Raw genomic sequence first — 21678 nt, forward strand, 5'->3', positions numbered from 1 at the left:
CGCCCCTCGGCCACCCGGGCCGCCCACCGCTGCTCCCCGAGGGCACGGCGGGCGGGGCCGGCCCAGCGCTCCTGCCAGGCGGCCAGCGGCGCCGGCGCGGACGCCGGGATCGACCGCCAGACCGCCTCGGCCGCGCCGGTCAGCCGCGCCGCCCGGTCGGCGTCCCCGGACGCCGCGGCCGCCCAGCCCAGCGCGGCCACGCACAGCGCGACACCGCTGCGGTCGTCCACCTCGCGCATCAACCGCAGCGCCCGCTCCTCCAGCCGCGCCGCCTCGGCCGGGTCGCCCTCGGTCAGCCGCGCCAGGCCGCGACCCCACAGCGCGTGCGAGCGCGTCCACGGGTCGGCCGCGGTCGCCAGGCTGGTGGCGAACGCGGGATCGGCCGCCGTCGGGTCCCCGGCGAGCAGCGCGGCGACCCCGACGTCGGCCCAGCAGAAGGCCGCCGCGGGCTCGCCCAGCGCCGCGTACGCCGTGGCCGCCTCGCGCAGCAGCCGGTCGGCGCGCTCGAGGTCCCCGCTGAAGAGCGCCGCCTGGCCGAGGTACTGGGTGGCCATCGCCGCCACCTGCGGCCGGCCGGCCGCGGCCGCGAGCCCCTGCTCCAGCAGCGGGACGGCGGTCGCCGGGTCGGTCGCCGCCAGCGCGAGGTAGCCGGCCACCACGAGGGCGTGCGCACGTCCCGGCGCGTCTCCCGGTGCCGCCGCCAACAGCAGGTCCAGCCAGCGCCGCCCCTCACCGAGGTGGCCGCGGGCCTCCCAGTACAGCCACGCGTCGGCGGCCGGTGCCAGGCCGGCCGCCGCCTCGCCCGGGGTGTCCAGGCAGTGCTCCAGGGCGGTCGAGACCTCCGGGTGGACGGCGGCCAGCCGGTCGAAGGCGGCGACCTGGCCGGGCCCGAGGAAGCCCGCCGCCGCCTCCGCCACCCGGCCGGCGCACCACTCGCGGTGCCGCCGGCGCACCACCTCGCCCTCGCCCGAGCCGTCCAGCAGCTCGCGGCCGAACGCCCGGACGGTCTCCAGCATGCGGAACGCCGTCCCGTCGGCGGTCCGGTCGACGCCGAGCAGGGAGGCCTCCACCAGGCGGGTGAGGGTGTCGAGCACGTCCGCGCGGGGCAGCTCGCCGTCCGCGCAGACCGCCTCGGCGGCGGCCAGGTCGAACCCCGCGGCGAAGACCGCCGCCCGCCGCCACAGCACCCGCTCCGGCTCGTCGATCAGGTCGGCGCTCCACTCCATCGTCGCCCGCAGCGTGCGGTGCCGCTCCGGCCCGGCCGGCCCGGACCGCCGCAGCAGGCCGAACCGGTCGTCGAGCCGGTCGAGCAGCTGGCCGGGCGTGAGCGCGCGCAGCCGGACGGCGGCCAGCTCGATCGCCAGCGGGATGCCGTCCAGGCGGGAGCACAGCTCGGCCAGCGCGGCGTCGTCCGCGGGGGTCAGCTCGAGGTCCGGGACCGCGGCCCGCGCCCGCTGCTCGAGCAGGGCCACCCCGTCGGCGCCGGCCAGCGGCGGCACCGCGCACAGCACCTCGCCGGGGACGTCGAGCGGCGTGCGGCTGGTGGCCAGCACCGACAGCCCGGGGCAGGTGCCGGTGAGCGCGTCGACCAGCACCGCGGCGGCGTCCCGCAGGTGCTCGCAGTTGTCGAGCACGAGCAGCACCCGCCGCCCGCCGAGGACCTCGGCCAGCGAGGCCGGCAGCCAGCGGCCGGTGCTGTCCCGGACGTCGAGCGCGGCGGCGACCTGCGCGGCCACGAGCGCCGGGTCGGCGACCGCGGTGAGGTCGGCCAGCGCGACGCCGTCGGGGAAGGACCGGCGCAGCCCGTCGGCCGCGCGGAGGGCCAGCCGGGTCTTGCCGACCCCGCCCGGGCCCACGAGGGTCACCAGCCGCGCGCCGGCGAGCAGCCCGCGCAGCCGGCCGAGCTCGGCCCGCCGGCCGACGAAGGAGCTGCGCTCGGCGGGCAGCCGGGCGCCCGCGCCGGGGGCAGCCCGCCTCGCCATGGCCCGGCACGGTAACCGCCGGGTACGGGTCCGCGGCAGTACCCGTACCGCCCTCCGTAGCTCCCCCGATGTGCCGCCGCGACCCCGGCGGGAGCGTGGCCGGCGTGGGTGAGCGGCGGTACGGCGGAGCGGGCCTCTACCTGGTCGAGGTCCGCAGCTGCCCGCCGTCGGCGGACGACGCGGTGGAGATGCACCGCGCCCTGCACCGCGCGGTGACCCGGCTCGGCTCGGCCGGGACGGCGATCCGCTGGTGCGCCGCCTGGCTGCTCCCGGACGAGTGCCGGTGCCTGTGCCTGGTGCACGCCGCCCGGGAGGCCGACGTCGTCCTCGCCCGCGACCTGGCCGCCCTGACCACCGCGTCGGTCTCCCCCGCCCGGGCGCTGGCCGGGGACCCCCCGTCCCGATCCGGAAGCAGGTCCTGACATGTCCGCGCTCGACGCACCCCGTCCGCTCCGCCCCGGCACCCCACCGGCCGGCACCGGCCTCCGGGCCCGGGTCGCCCGGCACCCGCTGACCGCGTTCCTCGTCCTCGTGTTGGCGGTGGGCTGGCCGCTGGTCTCCGTCCCGGCGCTGACCGCGCACGGTGTCCTGCCCGGCGGTGCGCTGCCCGAGGAGCCGTTCGCGCTCGCGCTGACGGTGCTCGTCATGCTCCCCGCGGCCCTGTGGGTCACCTCGGTCACCGAGGGGCGGGCCGGCGTCCGGACCCTGCTGCGCCGCGCGGTGCGGTGGCGGTTCGGCGCCGGCTGGTGGGCGGCGGTGCTGCTCGCCCTGCCGGTGCTCACCCTCGCCGCCGGGGTCGCCGGCGGGCGCGAGCTGGTGACCGGCGAGCTGCTGGCCACGCTGGCCTCGGGGGCGTTCTCGGTGCTCACCGCGGTGCTGCTCGTGCACCTGTGGGAGGAGACGGTCTGGGCAGGCTTCTTCCAGGGGCGGCTGGAGCGGCGGCACGGGTTCCTGCCGGCCGCCGTCCTCACGGCCGTCCCGTTCGCCCTGGTCCACCTGCCGCTGCAGTTCATCGGGGAGCTGGACCCCGGGCGGATCGCGCTGGCGGTCGGCGCGCTGTTCGTCGTCGGCGCGCTGATCCGGCTCATGGTCGGCGCCACCGTGCGCGGCGCCGCGGGCAGCCTGCTGGCCGCAGGCCTGGTGCACGCGACATTCAACGCCGCCAACAACGAGGGCAACCTGGTCGACGACCTGCTCAGCGGGGGCCAGCCGACGCTGTACGCCGTGGTCGCGGCGGCGCTGTACACCGCGGGTGCCCTGCTCGTCGTGCGTGCCCGGCGCTGAGCGCGCGCCGAAGTGCCCCGGGCGGGGTTCCCGCCCGGGGCACTCCACTGCGTGCCGCGGGACGGCTGGGACCCGCGGGGCGTGACGTGCCGGTCCGCCACGCGGCATGACGATCCCCACACCGCACCCCGGCTCGCGCCGTCCGCGCAGGTCAGCGGCGCGTCGGCGGCCGCCATACGTCCCCGGAGGGGAGGCGCGCCGGAGGTGGCCGGTTGGGCGTGTCTCCCCCGGCCCGACCAGAATGGCCCTCGACATGGGGAGCGCAGCACGAGCGGAGGCCATCGGCCCGCAGACGACCAGCCGACCGCTCCGGGCATGGCAGCAGGCCGCGCTCGACAGGTACGAGGAGAGCTCCCCGAAGGACTTCCTGGTCACCGCGACCCCGGGCGCGGGCAAGACGACGTTCGCCCTGACGCTGGCCGCGCGGCTGCTGTCCCGCCGCGAGGTCGCCCGCGTGATCGTCGTCTGCCCGACCGACCACCTGCGCCTGCAGTGGGCCGACGCGGCCGACCGCATGGGCATCGTGCTCGACCCCGGGCTCACCAACGCCGTCGGCCCGGTGCGGGCCGGCACCCAGGGCTACGTGACCACCTACGCGCAGGTCGCCGGCAAGCCGATGCTGCACGCCGCGCGCGCGACCGCCGTCAAGACGCTGGTCGTCCTCGACGAGGTGCACCACGCCGGCGACGGCCTCTCCTGGGGCGAGGCTGTCGAGGAGGCCTACGGCCGCGCCGCCCGTCGGCTCTGCCTGACCGGGACGCCGTTCCGCACCAAGGCCGACGAGCGCATCCCGTTCGTCCGGTACGAGGAGGACGGCTTCGAGGGTGACGACGGCGAGGGCGGCATGGGGCTGGTCAGCCGCGCCGACTACACCTACGGCTACAAGGAGGCGCTGGCCGACAGCGTCGTCCGGCCGGTCGTCTTCGCCGCCTACACCGGCACCTCGCGCTGGCGGAACTCCGCCGGCGAGGTGGTCGCCGCCTCGCTGTCGGAGGCCGGCACCCGGTCGGTGGAGATGCAGGCCTGGCGGACGGCGCTGGACCCCAAGGGCCAGTGGGTGCCGCACGTGATCGCGGCGATGGACGACCGGATCACCCACCTGCGCGAGAACGGCATGCCCGACGCCGCGGGGCTGGTGCTGGCCAGCGACCAGGACGACGCCCGCGCCTACGCCAAGATCGTCCGCCGGGTCACCGGCAAGGCGGCCGAGCTGATCCTCTCCGACGACCCCAAGGCGTCGAAGAAGATCGAGCGCTTCGCCACCGGGTCGGCCAGGATCGCGGTCTGCGTGCGGATGATCTCCGAGGGCGTCGACGTCCCGCGGGCCGCCGTCCTGGCCTGGATGACCTCCTACCGGACGCCGCTGTTCTTCGCCCAGGCGGTCGGGCGCGTGGTCCGGTCCCGGGCGCCGCACGAGTCGGCCACCGTGTTCCTGCCCGCCGTCCGGCCGCTGCTCGGCCTGGCTGCGTCGATGGAGGAGCAGCGCAACCACGTCATGCCCCCGCCGAAGACCGAGCAGGGCGACGAACTCGACCTCGAGCCGCTGCCGCCCAAGGAGCGCGAGGTCGACGGCGTCACGCAGTGGGAGGCCCTGGAGGCCGACGCCCGGTTCGCGCACGTGCTGCAGGGCGGGACGGCGCACACCGGCGAGGGGACCCCGGGTTCGGTGGCCCCCGAGGACGAGGACTTCCTGGGCATCCCCGGTCTGCTCACCGCCGAGCAGACCGCCGAGCTGCTGGCCAAGCGGGACGACGAGCTGCGGATCCGGATCGCCTCCCGTGCCCACCACGACGACGACACCGGTGAGCTGCCGCTCGTCCAGGACCACCCCGACGAGCAGGACGCCGGCCGCTCCTGGCGGGACGCGGCCGAGCTGCGGCGGGAGATCAACCGGCTGGTCAGCCGGGTGTCGGCGAAGACCTCGACGCCGCACGCGGTGGTGCACACCCAGCTGCGCCAGTCGGTGCCCGGGCCACCGTCGGCCTCGGCCTCGGTCGACGTCCTGCGGGCGCGGCGGGAGCGCCTGCGCACGATGCTCTGACCGTCAGGCGGTCGAGCGGCTCCTCGGGCCGGACGTCGCCCGCGTCGCGGACGGCGCACCCAGCGCGCGGGAGATGCCGCGGGCCGAGGCCATGACCACCGGGACGAGATGGCGGGTGTTGGCGTCCTGGGCGTGCCGCACCACGGACAGCGCGGCGGTGACCCGGTCGTCGCCGTCGCGCACCGGTGCCGCGCAGGACAGCGAGTCGAGGCTCAGCGCCCCGTCGCTGACCGCGTGCCCGCACCGGCGGATCTCGGCGAGCACGGACCGCAGCCGGCTCGGGTCGGTGATGGTCTTGGCGGTGTAGCGGGGCAGCGGCCCACGCAGCACCGTCTCCTGCACCTCGGCCGGGGCGTGGGCGAGCAGGACCAGGCCGGCGCTGGACTCGGTGAGCTTCCGCCGTCGGCCCAGGTGGGAGAACACCGGCACCGACTCGCGGCCCGAGAGCCGGGCCACGAACACCGCCTGCAGACCGTCCCGGACGGCGAGCACCACCGTCTCGCGGGTCGCCTCGTAGACGTCCTCGAGGAACGGCCAGGCGAGCTCCCGGAGGCCCGCCCCGTCCGGCGAGGAGGCGGCCACCTCGCACAGCCGCAGGCTGACCCGGTACCGGCCGTTCAACCCGCGCACCAGCGCGTCGCCCCGCACCAGCTCGCCGACCACGCGGTGGGTGGTGGACATCGGCAGGCCGGTCATCCGGCAGAGCTCGGTGAGCGTGAGCTCCGGCCGGGACGATGAGAAGCAGGTGAGCACCCGCAGCGCGCGCTGCGTCGGGGACAGCCGGCGCTCGGGGTTCTCCACAGCGGCGGCCGCCGGCCGCACCGGACCCGCCTGCACGTCCCCGTCGATCGTTGTCATCGGGCCTCCCTGGCCGGTTGCGGGTTCCCGCGGCGCGCGGATGCCCGGGCCGACCGCCGTCCCTCGCTGCGACGGTAGGAAGCGCGGGCGGCCACCGCCCAGCCGTCTTTCCACGGCGTGGAAACCGGCCGGGGCGGCGCTGCGGCCTCGGAGCGGCCGCTCCCTCGGGCAGGCACCCCGTCCCGCACGCCCGTGCTCTGCCCACCACCGTGGGCAGAGCACGAAAGCAGTGCGGGCCGTGCACCCCCGGCGGTGCTCGTGCTCTGCCCACCACAGGGGGCAGAGCACGAGCTCCCGCAGGTGGACCTGGTCGGTCCGGCGGCGATTCCGGCGCGGCCCGCGGCGGTCGGAGCGGCGACCCCCGGCCCGCCCGGACCGCGACGGCTCAGCTCGCGGTCGGCAGCAGCCCACGGGAGGCGGCGAGCGCGACCGCCTCGGTGCGCCCGCCGGCGCCCAGCTTGGCCAGGATGTTGCTCACGTGCACGCTCGCCGTCTTCTCGCTGATGTAGAGCTCGGCGCCGATCTGCCGGTTGGTGCGGCCCTGCGCCAGCAGCCGGAGCACCTCGGTCTCGCGGGGGGTGAACACCGACGCCGTCTCGACCACCCGACCGGCGCCGGGCAGGTCCAACGCCAGCCGGCCCCGCCGGGCCAGGGCGACCACGGCGGCGCGCAGCGGCGCCGCACCCAGGCGCACCGCCACCGCGGCAGCCGCGCGCAGCTCCTCGGCCGCGGCCTCGCGTTCGTCGGCAGCCAGCAGCGCCTCGGCCAGCCGCCATCGGGACCGCGCCTGCTCGTAGACGTGCCCGTAGCCGAACGCGTCGACCGCGGCCCGCCACCGCCGCGGCTCGACCCGGCCGGCCAGGCGGGCCGCCTCGGCCTCGACCCGCGCCTGCCAGGCGGCGCCCTCGGCGCCGAACCCGCCGATCGCGCGCAGGTGGTCGTCGACCGCCGCCCGGGCTTGGTCGGCGAGCTCCTCCCCCGCGGACACCCAGCGGCGCGCGCCGGCGTCGTCCCCCGTCAGGCGCGCGGCCGCGGCGGCGTCGGCCAGCGGGGCCAGCGCCGTCGCGACCAGCCGCACGACCGCCAGCCGGTCGGACCCCCACAGCGCGTGCACCTGCCGCACCGCCGACCGGGCCCGCTCGGCGGCGGTCGCCGGGTCGCCCGCCCACGCCGCCAGGTCGATCTCCGCGCCGGCGGTGGCCAGCAGCAGCAGCACGTGCGCGTCGAGCCGGGCGGCCAGCCCCCGGGCCCAGGCCACCCGCTCGGCGGTCGCCGGGTCGCCGCGGCCCACCTGCACCAGCAGCCCGGCCGCCCGGACGTGCGCCGACATCTCCGGCACCCGGGCGAGCACCTCGGCCAACCGCAGGCTGCCGTCCCAGTCGCCGGACACGTAGCGGCCGACCACGCCCAGGTGCCGCAGCTCCGCGGGGTAGAACGCCCACTCCACGCCGAGCGTCCGTGCCCGGTCGAGCCCGGCGTCGATCCACGGCAGCGCCTCGGTCACGGCACCGGCCTCGTACGGGACGACGGCCAGGTTGAACAGCACCCGCATCTCGACGTCGGTGTCGCCGGACCGGCGGGCCCGGGCCAGCGCCTCCTCCAGGCGGGCGCACACGGCGGCGCGGTCCCCGAAGCCCCGGACCCGCGCCAGCGACACCGCGGTGTCGGCCCAGGCGCTGTCCAGACCGAGCGCGTCGGCCGCGGCGAGCGCCTCCTCGGCGGCGGCATCCCCCTCCGCCCACCGGTTCAGGTCGTAGCTCGTGCGCGCGTGGGTCGCCGCGGCCCAGGTGCGGACGACGGACGGCGGCTGCGCCGGGACCAGCGCCATGGCCCGCCTGCTCTCCCGGTGGGCCGCGGCCTGGTCCTCGATGCGTCCCAGCGCCTGGGCCAGCGTGTAGTGCACCCGGGCGCGGCTGACCGGGTCGCCGTCGGCCCCGAGCAGGTCGAGGGCCGCGCGCAGCAGGGCCACCGCGCGGTGCAGCTCACCGCCCCGGCGGGCGGCCGCCGCTGTGTCCAGCAGCAGCGCGGCCTGGTCGCGCCCGGCGCGCTCGGCCGCGTCGGGCACCGCCGGCCACAGCGCCAGGGCGGCCTCCAGGTGCTGCAGCTGCTCGGCGGGGGCACCGACGCGGGCGGCCTCCGCCGCCGCCTCCAGCGACGCCGCGAGCGCGCCGGGCAGGTCGTTGCTGCCGCGGGCGTGGTGGGCCAGCTCCGCGGCGGTACCCGCGCCCGGGGTCGCGGCCAGGTGGGCCGCGATCGCCGCGTGCACCCGGACCCGCTCACCCGGCAGCAGGTCGGCGAGGACCGCCTCGCGCAGCAACGCGTGGCGGAACCGGTAGCGGCCGTCGGTGGAGACGACCAGCAGGTGGCGGTGCACGGTCTCGGCCAGCGCCGCCTCGAGCTCCGCTGGTCCGAGGCCGCTCACCGCGGCCACGAGGTCGTGCCGTACCTGCCGCCCGGCGACCGCGGCCACCCGCAGGATCCGCTGGGCGGCCTCCCCGAGCTGCTCCACCCGCGCGAGGAGCACGTCGGTCAGCGCGAGCGGGAGCGTCTCCCCGGCCAGCCCGGCGGCGAGCAGCTCCTCGGCGTAGAAGGCGTTCCCCTCCGCGCGCGACACGACGTCCTCGACGGTCGACTCCGGCACGTCCTGCCCGAGCCCGCGGACCAGCTCGCCGACGGCGGCGTCGGGCAGCGGGCCCAGCTCCAGCCGCTCGACACCCGGCAGCCGCACCAGCTCGGCCAGGAGCGGGCGCAGGGGGTGGCGGCGGTGCAGGTCGTCGGCGCGGTAGGAGACGACGAGCGCGATCGGGTCGTCGTCCAGCCGGGCCAGCAGGTAGCGGAGCAGGTCGCGGCTGGAGCGGTCGGCCCAGTGCACGTCCTCCAGCACGACCAGCAGCGGGGTGGCCGCCGCCAGCTCGGTGAGCAGCCCGGCGACGGACTCGAACAGCTGCAGCCGGCCGTCGTCCAGCTGCGGGCGGGCCAGCTGCGGCAGGGGCCGGCCGAGGTCGGCCGCCTCGCCGGCCGGCGCGTCCGGGACGGCGACCGGCGCCCGACCGGAGAGCAGGCCGGCCAGCGCCGGCTGCCCGGCCGCGGTCAGCGGCTCGCCGGCGACCGGCCGCAGCAGGTCGACGAACGGCAGGTAGGGCAGCCCCACGTCGCCGAGGTCGACGCAGTGGCCGGTGAGCACGCGGAAGCCGCGGTCACCCGCCCGGACGGCGAGCTCGTCGAGCAGCCGCGTCTTGCCGACACCGGCGTCGCCGGCGAGCAGGACCGCGCAGGCCCGCCCCTCCTGGGCACGGTCGACCGAGGCGAGCAGCCGGGCGAGCTCCTCGTCCCGGCCGACCAACGGTCGGTCGTCCCACTGCGGCACGTCGAGGATCGTGGCACGCACCCCCGACGGGACCGCGACGGCCGGGGCGGCCGGCCCCCTCCAGGGCACCGCCCCGACCGTGCGAGGGGTGGGGAGGAGGGGGTCCTCTCTCAGCTCACCCGCCGGGTGCGGCGCGAGAACCACGGACCGCGCCGGGTGCGGGTCCCCCGGCCGATCTGCTGCAGCACCTCGCGCCGGTAGGCCAGCTCGGCCTCCAGGCCGGGGTTCGGGTACGTCGCCATGACCGTCTCCTCCGTCGTCTCGTTCGACGACGTCGACGGTCGTGCTGAGGGGGGCGGCCGGGCATCCGCCGGTCGCGCAGTCCTGACCCCTCGGGCGGCCCTGAGGCCGGTCTGAGGCCCCTCAGACGGACCTCAGCGCAGCTCGGTGCCCTTGGTCTCCGTCAGGGTGAGGATGACGACGAAGGCGATCACCGCGGCGACGGCGACGTAGACGAAGAAGACCAGCGGGTAGCCGGCCCCCGACAGCGCGGTGATGACCAGCGGGGCGGTGCCGCCGAAGGTCGCGACCGTGAGGTTGTACCAGGCGCCGATGCCGGTGGCCCGCAGCTCGGTGGGGAACAGCTCGCTCATGACCGCCGGTGCGATCGAGGCCAGCAGGGCGTAGAGCCCCAGCCCGGTGCAGAAGACGACGACCAGCGACAGCAGGTCGTCCTGCACCAGCAGCGACAGCGGCACGATCAGCACCGCGTAGGCGCCGGACCAGACCAGCATCTGCGGCTTGCGGCCGAACCGGTCCGACAGCGCGCCGAACGGGTAGCACAGCGCCACGAACAGCGCGGTGCCGATGGACAGGGCGAGGAAGACGTCGCCGTCGTCGGCGCCCCGGAAGCTGATCGCGAACGGGGTCAGCGCGCTGAAGAAGGTGTAGTACGACAGCGTCGACAGCATCGTGAAGGCGATCAGCTGGCCGACCGCCTTGGGGTGGTGGCGCAGGGTCTGGCGCAGCGGGTCCTTGGTGGCCCGGGCCTTGGCCGCGTTCTCCTCGAACTGGTCCGTCTCCTCCAGCGAGCGGCGCAGCCAGAGCCCGATCAGGCCGAGCAGGCCGCCGACGGCGAAGGCGATCCGCCAGCCGTAGGTCTGCAGCTGGTCCTCGGTGAGGACGTTGGTCAGCAGGACGCCGAGCAGCGAGGCCAGCAGCAGCGCGGTGCCGGTGGAGATGTAGAAGAACGCCGAGTAGCGGCCGCGGCGCTCCGGCGGGGCGATCTCGGCCAGGTAGGCCGAGGCGTTGGAGACCTCGCCGCCCAGCGACATGCCCTGGGCGATGCGGGCCAGCAGCAGCAGGATCGGCGCCAGCCAGCCCACCGCCTCGTACGTCGGCAGCACGGCGATGGCCATCGACCCGCCGGCCATGAGCAGGATGGTCAGCAGCATCCCGGCCTTGCGGCCGCGCAGGTCCGCGTACCGGCCGAGCAGCCAGCCGCCCAGGGGCCGGAAGAAGAACGCGAGGGCGTACGCGGAGGTGGCCCCGACCAGGGCGAGCGCCTCGTTCTCCGACGGGAAGAACTGGCCGGAGAAGTAGACGACGAACGTCGCGTAGACCGTCCAGTCGAACCACTCGACGGCGTTGCCGATGCTCGCCGAGACGAGCGTCCGCACCGGCAGCCGGTGCCGCTCCTCGACCGCCGTCGTACCGGCTCCCTGGTGCACAGCGCCTGCCATGGGTCGCTCCCGACGTCGCCCGGTTCCCCGACTCCGGACGACGGTAGGCGGGGTGTCCGGCGGCGGCACGTCGAACCGCGGCAGCCCCCGTCCGCGAGGGCGGGGGCTGCGGGACGAGGGTCCGGACCGGGTGACGGCCGCCTCGCGGCGAGTTGCACAACGCGGCTCCAGGCCCCCGACCGAGGTCGGGGCGGTAGTCCGCGGAGGCGGTATCCAATTGGCACCCGGGGGCACGATGCACCCGGCCCGGACGCTCCCGAGGCTACCCGCGGTCGCGCCCCCGCACACGGATCGGCCCGAGTCAGTTGAACCCGCGGTCGTCCTGCTTCAGTGCGGTGTCGACGGTGAGCGCCGAGGCGATGACCATGCTGGCCAGGGGCTCGGGGAGCCGGAAGTGGACGAGGACGACGTACCGGTCGGCGGTGGTGAACAGCGTCCGGGCCAGCCCCTCCCAGGTCTTGGTGATCCGCGCCACCTCGGTGCCCGCCGCGTCGGTGATCGAGAAGTCCCAGGCCCGCCAGTTCTCCGCCTGGATGGCCCCGACCGCCTGGCCGGCCACCACCAGGTCGAAGCGGATCCTCCCGAACACGGTGGCCTGCACGAGCTCGCCCAGCACCTCCCCGGAGGGCCGCTGGACGACGACGCGCGACTTCACGAACTTCGCCGGCCGGGTGAGCACCAGCACCACACCGGCGGCGTCGCGGACCTCGAGCCGGTGGGTGAGGAACTGGTCGACGCTGGACAGGAACCGCACCGCCTTCTTCAGCGCGCTCTGCCCCACCTGGACGACCGCGCCGATCTGCCGGCCCTGCCCGTCGAGGACGGCGTACTCGTTGGTCAACTCGACGAGCTTGGTCTGCTGCGAGACGACGAGCACCGGCTGCTCGTACAGAGAGGGCCCCGAACCCCGCGGCGCCGGCGCGGCGGCGTGGGATGCGGCCGGGGGTGGCGGCGGCGGCAGCTGCGCGACCACGGTCGGGGCGGGCTTCGGTGGCGGTGCGGGCCGCTGCACGTGCTGGCCCCAGCCCGCGCCGTCCCACCACCGGGTGCCGCCGCTGCCGGCGGGGTCGGGGTACCAGCCGGGCGGCGGGGGTGGTTGCGTCACGGCCGGTCAGGCTAGTGCCCGGAGCGGTCGCGACCCGTCCACCGCGTGCCAGACTCCGCGGGGTGACCGACCTCTCCGACGCCGAGACCCGCGTCCTCGCCGCGGTGGACGAGGAGTGGCTGGTCGACCGGCTGCGCGAGCTGGTCGCCGTCCCGTCGATCGGCGGGACCGCCGCGGAGAGCGAGGTGCAGCACCTCGTCGCGGGGTGGCTCGAGGAGCTCGACTGCGCGGTGGACCGGTGGGAGATCGACCTGGCCGAGGCGGCCGCCGCCCCCGACGCGCCGGGCCAGGAGGTCGACCGCTCCGAGGCCTGGGGCGTCGTCGGCACCGCGCCGGCCGCCCAGGGCGGCGTCCCGGCCCTGGTGTTCTCCGGGCACACCGACGTCGTGCCGGCCGGCGACCGGGCGCTGTGGCCCGGCGACCCGTTCGAGCCGCGGATCGCCGGCGGGGCGCTGCACGGCCGCGGGGCGTGCGACATGAAGGCCGGCGTCGTCGCCTCCCTCGCCGCGCTGGCCGCGGTGCGGACGGCGGGCGTCCGGCTGGCCCGGCCGGTCGCCGTGCACGCCGTCGTGGGCGAGGAGGACGGCGGGCTCGGCGCCTGGGCCACGCTGCGGCGCGGGCACCGCGGTGACGTCTGCGTCATCCCCGAGCCGACCGCCGGCGCCGTGGTCACCGCCCACGCCGGGGCGCTCACCTTCCGGCTGGAGGTGACCGGGCACGCCGCGCACGCCGCCCACCGCGAGCAGGGCGTGAGCGCGGTCGAGCTCTTCGCCGACGTGCACGCCGGGCTGCGCGCCTTCGAGGCCGAGCGGCAGGTGGACGCCGACCCGCGCTTCGGCGGCGTCCGCTACCCGTACGGCATCAGCATCGGGCGGGTGCGGGCCGGCGACTGGGCCAGCTCGGTGCCCGACCGGCTGGTGGCCGACGGGCGCTACGGCGTCCGGCTGGGCGAGCCGGTGGCCGATGCGCGGGCGGCCTTCGAGGCCCGGCTGGCGGAGATCTGCGCGGGCTCCCCGTGGCTGGCCGCCCATCCGGTGCGGCTCACCTGGACCGGCGGCGTGTTCGCCAGCGGCTCGCTACCCGACGGGCACCCGCTGCTGGCCGCCGTCCGGCAGTCGGTCGCCGACACCGGAGCCGGCGCCCCGCCGGAGCGCGCCATCCCGGCCGGCAGCGACCTGCGGCTGTACGCCGCCGCCGGCATCCCGACACTGCACTACGGGCCGGGCGACCTGCACCTCGCGCACGGGCCGACCGAGCGGGTGCCGCTCGCCGAGCTGGTCACCGCGGCGCGGGCCTTCGCGCTGCTGACCCTGCGCAGCTGCGGAGTGGCATGAGCCTCGTCGGCTTCGAGGCGTGGGCGGAGCTGGCCGGCGACTCGCCCACGTCGCGCACGGAGTGGGCCGCCGTCGTCGCCGCGTGGAGCGAGCCGCACCGGCGCTACCACGACCTCGCGCACCTGGCCGCCGTCCTCGGCCTGGTCGGGGAGCTCTCCGCAGCCGCGGCCGACCCGGCCGCGGTCCGGCTGGCCGCCTGGTACCACGACGTCGTCTACGACCCGCGGCGCGGCGACAACGAGCAGGTCAGCGCCGAGCGGGCACGCGCCGGTCTGCGCGGGCTGGTGCCGGAGGAGCGGGTCGCCGAGGTGGTCCGGCTGGTGCTGCTCACTGCCAGGCACGACCCGGCGCCGGACGATCCGAACGGCGCGGTGCTCTGCGACGCCGACCTCGCGGTGCTGGCCGGCCCGCCGGCGGCCTACGCCGGCTACGCCTCGGCGATCCGAGCGGAGTACGGGCACCTCTCCGACGCCGAGTTCACCGCCGGGCGCACGGCCGTCCTGGAGCACCTGCTCGCGCTGCCGGCGCTCTACCGGCTCCCGGCCGTGGCCGCCGAGTGGACGCCCCTGGCCCGGGCCAACATCGCCGCCGAGCTCAGCCTGCTGAGGACGCGGGCCGCCGAGCCGCCTCCGGCGGCCGCGCCTTCTTGAGCCGCAGCCCGGCGCCGCGCAGCCGGGCCAGCAGCTCCCGCGCGCCCACCGGCTCGGCGCCGGCGGCCACGGCGACGTCGTAGAGCTCCTCCGGGACGTCGTAGTGGTCGCCCTGGAACGCCCGCCGCGGGATGCCGAGCTCGACGGCGACGAACGCGTGCAACTCCTCGTAGGAGACGTCGCTGACCAGGTGCGACCACAGCCGGCCACGCCACGGCCATGCCGGGGTGTCGATCAGGACAGCCACGGCGCCAGTCTGCCCGCGCCGCTAGCGTCGTGCCGGTGAGTGCCGAGATCCGCTGGGGCGTCGTGGGACCGGGGCGCATCGCGGAGAACGTGATGGCCGACTTCGCCCACGTGCACGGCGCCCGGCCGGTGGCGGTGGCCTCCCGGTCGGCCGACCGCGCGGCGGCGTTCGCCGGCCGGCACGGGCTGGAGCGGGCGCACGGCTCCTACGCCGGCATCCTGGCCGACCCGGACGTCGACGTCCTCTACGTGGCGACGCCGCACCCGCAGCACGCCGCCATCGCCCTGGCCGCCATCGACGCGGGCAAGGCGCTGCTGGTGGAGAAGGCGTTCACCGCGACCACCGCCGGTGCCGCCGCGGTCGTCGAGCGGGCCCGCGAGCGCGGCGTGTTCGTCATGGAGGCGATGTGGACCCGCTTCCAGCCGGCCGTCGTCCGGCTGCGCGATCTGGTGGCCGACGGCGCCATCGGCGAGGTCCGCTCGGTGCAGGCCGACCTCGGCGTGGCCCGCGACTACGACCCGCTGGACCGGCTGTTCGCCCTCGAGCTCGGCGGCGGCGCGCTGCTGGACCTCGGCGTCTACGTCGTCTCGTTCGCGCAGATGCTGCTCGGCACGCCGGACACGGTGCACGTCGCCGGCTCGCTGTTCCCGACGGGGGCCGACGCCGAGGCCGCGCTGCTGCTGGGCTACGCCGACGGCCGGACGGCGACGCTGACCACGTCGCTGCGGTACCCGACGCCCGGCGCGGCGCGGGTGATGGGCACCGGCGGCTGGATCGACGTCCTCCCCCGCTTCCACCACCCGGACACGATCGTGCTGCACCGCGCGGGCGCCGAGCCCGAGACGATCACCCGGCCGGCGACCGGCACCGGCTACGCGCACGAGCTGGCCGAGGTGACCGCCTGCCTGCAGGCCGGGCGCACCGAGAGCGCCGTCATGCCGCTGTCCGACACCCTCGCGGTGCAGGCCGTGCTGGGGCAGGCCGCCGACCAGCTCGGCATCCGGCACGCCGATGACCCGGCCGCCTTCACCTGATGAGGGGAGATCTCCTCCAAAGTTCAAGTTCTGGCGCCGGCTGCCGATGAGTGGAGTGACTACACCCACCGGCATCCAGGGAGCCGACCGTGTTCCTCATCCAGGGCATCACCGCACTCGCCGCGAAGTTCGGCTCCGCCTCGGTCGTCGTGCAGACGGCGGCCGGCGTCGGCGTGGCCGTCGCCGGCGTCACCGGGGCGGGGGCAGCCGGCGTGCTGCCCGGCGGCGTCCAGGACGGCATCGCCGGCGCCATCGAGGCGGTGACCCCCTTCGACGCGCCGTCCTCCGACGATCCGGTGTCCGACGCCGGCGAGATCGACGACTCCGGCCGGGACGGAGCCGGCGACGGCCCCGGGGCGGACCCCACCGAGATCCCGGGCGCCGCCGACCCGACCGCGTCGGACGACGACGGCACGCCCGACCAGGGCTCCGGCGACGCCGGCGAGACCGACGACTCGGGGCTCGACGGGTCCGACGACGGCAGCTCCGACGACGACGGCACGCCCGACCAGGGCCGCGGGGACGCGGGCGCCGCCGACCCCAGCGACGGCCCGGACGACTCCGACGACCCCGCCCGGCTGGCGCGCGAGGCCGCCGAGGAGCAGCGCAAGGCCGATGAGCGGGCGCGCCGCGACGCCCAGCGGGCCGCCGTAGAGGCCGCGGAGGAGGCCCGCGAGGCCGCCGAGGAGCAGCGCGAGGCCGATGAGCGGGCCCGCCGCGACGCCCAGCGGGCCGCCGAGGAGGCCGCGGAGGAGGCCCGCGAGGCCGCCGAGCGCAGCGCCGAGTCCGGCCGGCACAGCGGCGACGACGACCGGGACCGCGACGACGACTGATCGGGTGGCGGCTGGGCCGGCCTCCCGGTCGGCCTGACCACCCGTCGGTTCAGGCCGCGTCCCAGGCCAGGCCGCTGGCCTGCTCGGCGGTCGGCACCCGGGTCGGCGTGCGGGCGGTGCGGCGCACCGCCTCGGCGAAGACGACCGCGTCGACCACCGCGGCCCCGCCGGGGTCGTTGTTGAAGTAGACGAGGACGTCCTCGTCCGCTGCCCAGGTGGCCGCGAGCCGGTCGGCCCAGAGCTGCAGCGTCTCCGGCCGGTAGCGCCAGTCCTGCACGCCCCGGTGCAGCCGCAGGTAGCCCCACCCGGCCGTCCGCCACAGCGGCGCGACCGGCTCCTCGTCGCGGTCGGCCCAGCACAGCGCGGCGCCGTACCGCTCGAGCAGGGCGCGGACCTCGTCGGTCCACCAGGTCTCGTGCCGCGGCTCGACGGCCACCCGGGCGCCGGGCGGGAACTGCGCGAGGCACTCCCGCAGCAGGTCGACGTCGGCCCGCAGCGTCGGGGGCAGCTGCAGCAGGACGACGTCCAGCCGCTCGCCCAGCCCCTCCGCGCGCCCCATCAGCCGGGCGACCGGCTCCTGGGGCTCGCGCAGCCGCTTGATGTGGGTGAGGAACCGGCTGGCCTTGACCGCCCAGCGGAAGTCGGCCGGGGTGCGGGTGCGCCAGGCCTCGAACGTGCTGCGCTCCGGCAGCCGGTAGAAGGCGTTGTTGCTCTCCACCGTGGCGAAGTGGGCGGCGTAGTGCTCCAGCCACAGCCGCTGCGGCATCCGCTGCGGGTAGAAGCGGCCGCGCCAGTCGCGGTACTGCCAGCCCGACGTCCCGATGACCACCGCCACGGATCTCGCCTACCCGCGTGGGCTCCCGCTGACGCGGACACAGGCCGTCGACCCCCGTCCTCCCCGTTTGGGGGTCCGCGCCCCCCCTTCGCACGGCTGCCCCGCAGTCGATCATGCGGCGACCGTTCGGAGCGCCTCCTGGCCCGACCCGGAGGCTCCTACCGGATCGACCAGCGGAGACATCGATGACCACTGCACGACCGACCTCGCGGGGCGGTCACGGGGGCGCGCACGGAACAGGTGCACCTCCCGCGACCGGACGGACGCGGCCTCGCCAGCGGCTCCTGGCCGGCGGCCTGGCGGCCGCCACCGCCACCGGCGCCCTGGTGACCTTCGCGGCCATGGCCCAAGCCGGGACCCCACCTCTGGGCCCGGGCAACATCGAGATCTTCCCCAAGCGTGACATGGTCGCGCTGGAGGGCTACGCCGACCAGGCCGGCGAGACGGCCACCGTGACGGTGAACCGCAACGGCCAGCAGGTCGGGATCGGTGAGGGCGTCATCGACGCCACCGGGTTCCTGGAGTTCAACCACCCCGGTGGCTCCTGCTGGACCGGCGTGACGCCCGACATCCGGGGCGGCGACCTCGTCGAGGTGCGGTTCAGCGAGACCGCCTTCAGCGACGGCGCGACGACCAGCTCGGCGAAGATCGACGCGGTCGAGGTCAGCGACGTCGTGGCCACTCCCGCGGAGGGCGACGTCGAGGGCACCGTGACGATCAGCGGCACCTACGGCGACGACGTGAGCCTCGACCGGTTCGTCGTCGAGGTCGTCAACCCGGAGATGCGGCGTCCCGACCCGGCCACGCCCCCGACCCTGATCGGTGAGCGCGCCATCGGCTGGACGCCGGTCGTCGACCCGGCCGAGCCCAACGGCGGACCCGGCTACACCGTGGAGGGCAGCGCCAGCGGAGGGGTCTTCTCGGTCACCTTCAGCATGTTCTCCGCCGCCGACGCCGAGCGGGTGGCCGACGGAGAGCACGTCGTCACCTCGTGGATGCTGGACTCCGGCGAGCTGGCACTGGGAAACACCCTCTACGAGTTCGGGGAGACCGACGGCCCCGGATTCGGTGGCTGCCCGGCCGGCCCGGCCTCCCAGGCCCCGGTGCCCCCGACCCGCGTCACGGCCGTCCGCTCGGGCGGCGACGTCTCGCTGACGTGGACGACCCCGGCCCAGCCGGCCGACGCCAAGGCCGTCACCCAGTACCGGGTGGCCGCGATCGACGGCGTCACCGGCCAGGAGATCGCCGTGCGTCAGGGCGCCAACACCACCGGCCCGAACGAGGCCACCATCCGGGGCCTGAACGCGGAGCAGTCCTACGCACTCATCCTGGAGGCCAACAACGGGCTGTGGAGCCCGGTCGTCCAGCTCGGCACCCTCAACGCCGACGGCACCATCACGCCGGCGGTCGACCCGACCAACCCGGACACGGGCGGGGGGACCGGCACCGGCGGCGGCACGGGTACCGGCGGCGACACCGGCGGCGGCACGGAGACCCCGGCTGTCGTGGCTCCGACGGCGCCGACCCTGACCCGCGTCCTCGCCGGTCACGAGTCCATCACCGCGGAGTGGACGGCGGCGCAGCCGGGCAGCGCGACCAGCCCGGTCACCGGCTACGAGCTCGCCGCCACGCCCACCGCCGGCGGGGACGCGGTGACGACGACCGTCGCCTCCGGCACCAGCGGCACGGTGAGCGGTCTGGCCAACGGCACCGAGTACACGGTGTCGGTCCGTGCGCTGTCGGGCACGGCGGCGACGCCGGGCACGACGGCCAGCGGCGTCGTCGCCACGGTCACGCCGGGCGACGTCGTCACCGTCAGCCGGGCCACATACCGCGCCGACAGGCGGGAGTACCGGATCCAGGGCACCGCGGCTGACACCACGGCCAACCGGGTCCACGTCCGCACCTCGGCCGGCGCGACGATCCAGGTCAACGTCCCCGTCGCGGCCGACGGCACCTGGTCGGTCGACCTGCGGAACGGTCCGGCGCTGCCGACGGACAACCGGATCACCGTCACCTCCGACTCTGGCGCCAGCCTGACGACGGCGGTGACCCGGTCCCGCTGACCCGGGACCGCACCCGGGGCAGCGCTGACGCCCCGCAGCACGACCGCACCCCCGAGGGCCCGTCACCGATCCGGTGACGGGCCCTCGGCCTGCCGGGGGCCGCGCCGGTGTGCTGAGCTGCCGCCATGGCCGACGCACCCGCCCGCTTCAAGGACCTCTGCCTCGACGCCCACGACCACCAGGCGTTGGCCGACTGGTGGTGCGCGGCCCTGGGCTACGTCCGACGGGACACCCGGGACGACGGCACGCCCTTCGACCGGGCGGGGCCGGTGCCGATCGCCGATCCGTCCGGGGCCGGCCCGCTGATCTGGGTGAACCCGGTCCCCGAGCGCAAGACGGTGAAGAACCGGATGCACCTCGACGTCGACGGCGACACCGCCGCGCTGCTCGCCGCCGGGGCGACGCTGCTGCGCGCCAGGGACACGGAGATCCGGTGGGACGTGCTCGCCGACCCCGAGGGCAACGAGTTCTGCGTCTTCGCCCCCGACGCCTGAACACGAGGGCGAAGACGCCGACAGGGGCGGCCCGCCTGAGCGGACCGCCCCTGCCGAGGTGACGCGATGGAACGGCTACGTCGCAGGGACCCGCGGCGCGCAGAGCGCGTCGTGGGGGGCGACGTGGTCCTTCTAGAAGTCCATGCCGCCCATGCCGCCGTCGCCACCCGGCATGGCCGGAGCGGACTTCTCCGGCTTGTCGGCGATGACGGCCTCGGTGGTGAGGAAGAGCGCCGCGATGGAGGCGGCGTTCTGCAGCGCCGAGCGGGTCACCTTGGCGGGGTCGATGATCCCGCTGGCGACCAGGTCCACGTACTCGCCGGTGGCGGCGTTGAGGCCCCAGCCGGTCTCCGAGTTGCGCACCTTCTCCGCCACGACGCCGCCCTCGAGGCCGGCGTTGATGGCGATCTGCTTCAGCGGCGCCTCGAGCGCGACGCGCACGATGTTGGCACCGGTCGCCTCGTCACCCTCGAGCTCGAGCTTCTCGAACGCGACGGTGGTGGCCTGCGCCAGGGCGACGCCACCACCGGCGACGATGCCCTCCTCGACGGCGGCCTTGGCGTTGCGCACCGCGTCCTCGATGCGGTGCTTGCGCTCCTTGAGCTCGACCTCGGTCGCGGCGCCGGCCTTGATGACGGCGACGCCACCGGCCAGCTTGGCCAGACGCTCCTGCAGCTTCTCGCGGTCGTAGTCGGAGTCCGACTTCTCGATCTCGGCGCGGATCTGGTTGACCCGGCCGGAGATCTGGTCGCTGTCACCGGCACCCTCGACGATCGTCGTCTCGTCCTTGGTGACGACGACCTTGCGGGCGCGGCCCAGCAGCTCGGTGCCGGCGGACTCCAGCTTGAGGCCGACCTCCTCGCTGATGACCTGGCCACCGGTGAGGATGGCGATGTCGGTCAGCATGGCCTTGCGGCGGTCGCCGAAGCCGGGCGCCTTGACCGCGAGGGACTTGAAGGTCCCGCGGATCTTGTTCACGACCAGGGTCGCGAGGGCCTCGCCCTCGACGTCCTCGGCGATGATGGCCAGCGGCTTGCCCGACTGCATGACCTTCTCCAGCAGCGGGAGCAGGTCCTTGACCGAGCTGATCTTGCTGTTGACGACGAGCACGTACGGGTCGTCGAGGACGGCCTCCATGCGCTCGGCGTCGGTGACGAAGTAGGGCGAGATGTAGCCCTTGTCGAAGCGCATGCCCTCGGTGAGCTCGAGCTCGAGGCCGAAGGTGTTGCTCTCCTCGACGGTGATGACGCCTTCCTTGCCGACCTTGTCCATCGCCTCGGCGATGAGCTCGCCGATGGCCGGGTCAGCGGCGGAGATCGACGCGGTGGCGGCGATCTGCTCCTTGGTCTCGACGTCCTTCGCGGTCGAGAGGAGGTACTCGGTGACCGACTCGACGGCCTTCTCGATGCCCTTCTTGAGGGCCATCGGGTTGGCGCCGGCGGCGACGTTGCGCAGGCCCTCGCGCACGAGCGCCTGGGCGAGCACGGTGGCGGTGGTGGTGCCGTCACCCGCGACGTCGTCGGTCTTCTTGGCGACCTCCTTGACCAGCTCGGCGCCGATCTTCTCCCACGGGTCCTCGAGCTCGATCTCCTTGGCGATGCTCACACCATCGTTGGTGATGGTGGGGGCACCCCACTTCTTCTCGAGGACGACGTTGCGGCCCTTGGGGCCGAGGGTCACCTTGACGGCGTCGGCGAGGGTGTTCATGCCCCGCTCGAGGCCGCGGCGAGCCTCTTCCTCGAAGGCGATCATCTTGGCCATGTGGTGATGTCCTCCATGCATGGATCGCTGCACGGCCGGGTTCGGCGCCCGCGACGGACGACACCGGTGGCACGGGCACTCCGTCGGCCCGCACACCAGTGCCTC

The 21678-nt window shown here is 76.0% G+C and carries 18 protein-coding genes; 9 read left to right on the plus strand and 9 right to left on the minus strand.

What is annotated here, in order from left to right:
- Positions 1-1982 (minus strand): ATP-binding protein (locus MY520_RS24480; RefSeq protein WP_436695296.1); only part of this gene is annotated, 1982 nt, incomplete at its 3' end.
- A gap of 104 nt (positions 1983-2086) precedes the next feature.
- On the opposite strand from MY520_RS24480, the gene MY520_RS24485 reads away from it, so the two are divergent.
- The 3 genes from MY520_RS24485 (at position 2087) to MY520_RS24495 (ending at position 5307) form a co-directional block, all read left to right on the plus strand.
- Positions 2087-2404 (plus strand): hypothetical protein, encoded by a 318-nt coding sequence (locus tag MY520_RS24485; protein WP_436695297.1) that lies wholly within the window; start codon positions 2087-2089, stop codon positions 2402-2404.
- Position 2405: 1 nt separating this feature from the next.
- The gene (locus MY520_RS24490) at positions 2406-3266 is read left to right on the plus strand and encodes a CPBP family intramembrane glutamic endopeptidase (RefSeq protein ID WP_436695298.1); all 861 of its coding nucleotides are present in this window, start codon (positions 2406-2408) and stop codon (positions 3264-3266) included.
- A 253-nt stretch (positions 3267-3519) separates the two neighbouring features.
- Entirely contained in the window at positions 3520-5307 is a 1788-nt protein-coding gene (locus MY520_RS24495) for a DEAD/DEAH box helicase (RefSeq protein WP_436695299.1), read from the plus strand.
- 3 nt (positions 5308-5310) lie between these two features.
- On the opposite strand, the gene MY520_RS24500 is transcribed toward MY520_RS24495, so the two are convergent.
- The 5 genes from MY520_RS24500 to MY520_RS24520 all read right to left on the minus strand — a co-directional run bounded on the left by MY520_RS24500 (position 5311) and on the right by MY520_RS24520 (position 12319).
- Complete coding sequence (locus MY520_RS24500; RefSeq protein ID WP_436695300.1) at positions 5311-6165, minus strand: IclR family transcriptional regulator; 855 nt, start codon at positions 6163-6165, stop codon at positions 5311-5313.
- Positions 6166-6550: 385 nt separating this feature from the next.
- The gene (locus tag MY520_RS24505; RefSeq protein WP_436695301.1) at positions 6551-9601 is read right to left on the minus strand and encodes a helix-turn-helix transcriptional regulator; all 3051 of its coding nucleotides are present in this window, start codon (positions 9599-9601) and stop codon (positions 6551-6553) included.
- A gap of 41 nt (positions 9602-9642) precedes the next feature.
- On the minus strand, positions 9643-9774 hold the full coding sequence (locus MY520_RS24510; protein WP_436695302.1) for a hypothetical protein: 132 nt from the start codon (positions 9772-9774) through the stop codon (positions 9643-9645).
- Positions 9775-9906: 132 nt separating this feature from the next.
- A complete protein-coding gene (locus MY520_RS24515) occupies positions 9907-11214 on the minus strand; it encodes an MFS transporter (protein ID WP_436695303.1) in 1308 nt (435 codons plus the stop codon).
- Between the two features lie 301 nt (positions 11215-11515).
- Positions 11516-12319: an LURP-one-related/scramblase family protein gene (locus MY520_RS24520; RefSeq protein ID WP_436695304.1), complete on the minus strand. Its 804-nt coding sequence runs from the start codon at positions 12317-12319 to the stop codon at positions 11516-11518.
- Between the two features lie 62 nt (positions 12320-12381).
- Here MY520_RS24520 and MY520_RS24525 point away from each other — a divergent pair, with 62 nt between their 5' ends.
- Both MY520_RS24525 and MY520_RS24530 read left to right on the plus strand, forming a co-directional pair.
- Positions 12382-13653: an ArgE/DapE family deacylase gene (locus MY520_RS24525; RefSeq protein ID WP_436695305.1), complete on the plus strand. Its 1272-nt coding sequence runs from the start codon at positions 12382-12384 to the stop codon at positions 13651-13653.
- Positions 13650-14303 carry an HD domain-containing protein gene (locus MY520_RS24530; protein WP_436695306.1) on the plus strand — a complete coding sequence of 218 codons (654 nt, stop codon included), beginning with the start codon at positions 13650-13652 and terminating at the stop codon, positions 14301-14303. Before MY520_RS24525 ends, MY520_RS24530 begins: the two co-directional genes overlap by 4 nt.
- On the opposite strand, the gene MY520_RS24535 is transcribed toward MY520_RS24530, so the two are convergent.
- A complete protein-coding gene (locus MY520_RS24535) occupies positions 14248-14550 on the minus strand; it encodes a DUF4031 domain-containing protein (RefSeq protein WP_436695307.1) in 303 nt (100 codons plus the stop codon). The genes MY520_RS24530 and MY520_RS24535 overlap by 56 nt on opposite strands.
- A gap of 35 nt (positions 14551-14585) precedes the next feature.
- On the opposite strand from MY520_RS24535, the gene MY520_RS24540 reads away from it, so the two are divergent.
- Together MY520_RS24540 and MY520_RS24545 are read left to right on the plus strand one after the other, a co-directional pair.
- On the plus strand, positions 14586-15584 hold the full coding sequence (locus MY520_RS24540; protein ID WP_436695308.1) for a Gfo/Idh/MocA family protein: 999 nt from the start codon (positions 14586-14588) through the stop codon (positions 15582-15584).
- 89 nt (positions 15585-15673) lie between these two features.
- Positions 15674-16417, plus strand: coding sequence for a hypothetical protein (locus MY520_RS24545; RefSeq protein ID WP_436695309.1), 744 nt, complete (start codon positions 15674-15676; stop codon positions 16415-16417).
- 49 nt (positions 16418-16466) lie between these two features.
- Here the strand turns inward: MY520_RS24545 and MY520_RS24550 are convergent, their stop codons facing one another.
- Positions 16467-17252, minus strand: a complete 786-nt coding sequence (locus tag MY520_RS24550) for a DUF72 domain-containing protein (protein ID WP_436695310.1) — start codon at positions 17250-17252, stop codon at positions 16467-16469.
- A gap of 341 nt (positions 17253-17593) precedes the next feature.
- On the opposite strand from MY520_RS24550, the gene MY520_RS24555 reads away from it, so the two are divergent.
- Both MY520_RS24555 and MY520_RS24560 read left to right on the plus strand, forming a co-directional pair.
- Positions 17594-19318, plus strand: a complete 1725-nt coding sequence (locus MY520_RS24555; RefSeq protein WP_436695311.1) for a fibronectin type III domain-containing protein — start codon at positions 17594-17596, stop codon at positions 19316-19318.
- Between the two features lie 125 nt (positions 19319-19443).
- A complete protein-coding gene (locus tag MY520_RS24560) occupies positions 19444-19812 on the plus strand; it encodes a VOC family protein (protein WP_436695312.1) in 369 nt (122 codons plus the stop codon).
- 132 nt (positions 19813-19944) lie between these two features.
- Here MY520_RS24560 and groL read toward each other — a convergent pair whose 3' ends face one another.
- Positions 19945-21573 (minus strand): chaperonin GroEL, encoded by a 1629-nt coding sequence (groL, locus tag MY520_RS24565; RefSeq protein ID WP_436695313.1) that lies wholly within the window; start codon positions 21571-21573, stop codon positions 19945-19947.
- Positions 21574-21678: the final 105 nt, after the last annotated feature.

Origin of the sequence: Geodermatophilus sp. CPCC 205506, assembly GCF_051383635.1 — a bacterium.
Classification (GTDB): Bacteria; Actinomycetota; Actinomycetes; order Mycobacteriales; family Geodermatophilaceae; genus Geodermatophilus.